The organism is Allobosea sp. TAB14 (assembly GCF_052113865.1).
GTDB classification, from domain to species: Bacteria; Pseudomonadota; Alphaproteobacteria; order Rhizobiales; family Beijerinckiaceae; genus Allobosea; species Allobosea spartocytisi.
Genome location: NZ_JBFRDQ010000335.1, coordinates 1 through 2,006, shown reverse-complemented (window position 1 = coordinate 2,006; position 2,006 = coordinate 1). Strand labels below are relative to the sequence as shown.

Annotated in this window: 2 protein-coding genes; both read left to right on the top strand. The window is 64.8% G+C overall.

Going from position 1 to position 2,006, the window contains the following annotated elements; translation table 11 throughout:
• A partial coding sequence (locus AB4Y99_RS27340) for a DUF3363 domain-containing protein (RefSeq protein ID WP_441525555.1) occupies window positions 1–825 on the top strand: 825 nt, incomplete at its 5' end.
• A gap of 31 nt (window positions 826–856) precedes the next feature.
• Window positions 857–2,006, top strand: a 1,150-nt coding sequence (gene traG, locus AB4Y99_RS27335) for an IncP-type conjugal transfer protein TraG (RefSeq protein ID WP_441525554.1), incomplete at its 3' end; no start/stop codon positions are given.

Genomic DNA, 2,006 nt, shown 5'->3' with positions numbered 1-2,006 from the left:
GCGACACTGCGGGGACTGGGCGAGCGTGGCGATATCATCAAGCGCATCCATCGCAGCCTTTCCGAACGCGGCATCGACCGCGGCGCCGCGAACTACGTTCTGGCCGGCGAAAGTCTCGACGTTCCCGTCGTCGGACGTCTGATCGATCGCGGCCTGGACGACGAGCTGAACGGCACCGCCTATGCCGTGGTCGACGGCGTCGACGGCCGCACCCATCACATCAAATTGCCGGATCTCGACGCCGCCGGAGACAGCGCGCCAGGATCGATCGTCGAACTGCGCAAATTCGATGACGCACAAGGGCGCCGGCGCGTCGCACTCGCCGTGCGTTCCGATCTTTCCATCGAGCGTCAGATTTCCGCGACGGGCGCGACCTGGCTCGACCGGCAGGCCATCGCCCGTGAGCCCACCGCGCTCGGCGGTGGCGGCTTTGGCGTCGAAGTGCGCGACGCCATGGACCGCCGCGCCGAACGCCTGATCGAACAGGGTTTCGCCGAACGGCAGGGCCGCAGCGTTATCTTCGCCCGCAACCTGATCGGCACCCTGCGACAGCGCGAGCTGGATGCGCTCGGCGACAAGCTGGCGAACGAGATCGGGCGGCCGTTCAACAAAGCGGCCAGCGGCGAATATGTGGCCGGCAACTACCAGCGGCGCTTCGCGCTCGCCTCCGGCCGTTTCGCCATGATCGACGACGGCCTCGGGTTCCAGCTCGTGCCCTGGTCGCCATCCCTCGAAAAGCAGCTCGGGCAACACGTCTCTGGCGTCAAGCGCGGCGACGACGGCATCGACTGGAGCTTCGGTCGCAAACGCGGCTTGGGCCTGTGACCATCATCTTGAGCAGGAAGGACCAACAAGAATGTCCGCAACAAAAATCCTCTGGGGCCAACTCCTCGTCGTCATCCTGATCGTCATCATGTCGATCTGGACGGCAACACAGTGGACCGCATGGCAACTCGGGTTTCAGGCGCAGCTTGGAACCCCGTGGTTCGAGCTGGGCGGAATGCCGGTCTATTATCCGCCCGCTTTTTTCTGGTGGTGGTATTTCTACGATGCCTACGCCCCCGACATTTTTACCATGGGCGGGATGATCGCCGCATCCGGCGGCTTCATCGCCGTCGCTGTCGCCATCGGCATGTCGGTCTGGCGCGCACGCGAGGCGAAGAACGTCGCGACCTACGGATCGGCCCGCTGGGCGCAACCCGACGAGGTGAAGGCGGCGGGGCTGCTCGAACCCGACGGCGTGGTGCTCGGCAAACTCGATCGTACCTACCTCCGCCACGACGGACCGGAGCATGTGCTGTGCTTCGCCCCGACCCGCTCCGGTAAAGGCGTCGGGCTGGTGGTTCCCTCGCTCTTGACCTGGCCGGGATCGGCGATTGTCCACGACATCAAGGGCGAGAACTGGACGCTGACCGCGGGCTTTCGGTCGCGGCATGGCCGGGTGCTGCTCTTCGATCCGACCAACAGCAAATCCTCCGCCTATAATCCGCTGCTCGAGGTGCGCCGCGGCGAGTGGGAGGTCAGGGATGTGCAAAACATCGCCGATATCCTCGTCGATCCTGAAGGCAGCCTAGAAAAGCGCAACCATTGGGAAAAGACATCCCACGCCCTGCTGGTCGGCGCCATTCTGCACGTCCTCTATGCCGAGACCGACAAGACGCTGGCCGGCGTCGGCGCCTTCCTCTCCGATCCGAAGCGACCGATCGAAACCACGCTCGCCGCGATGATGACGACGGCCCATCTTGGCGAAGCCGGGCCGCATCCCGTCATAGCCTCAGCCGCGCGGGAGTTGCTGAACAAATCCGACAATGAACGCTCCGGCGTGCTGTCCACCGCCATGTCGTTCCTCGGCCTGTATCGCGATCCCGTCGTGGCGGAGGTGACGCGCCGCTGCGACTGGCGCATCGGCGATATTGTCGGCGGAAAACTCCCGACCACGCTTTACCTCGTCGTCCCGCCCAGCGACATCAACCGCACCAAACCGCTGATCCGCCTGATCCTCAACC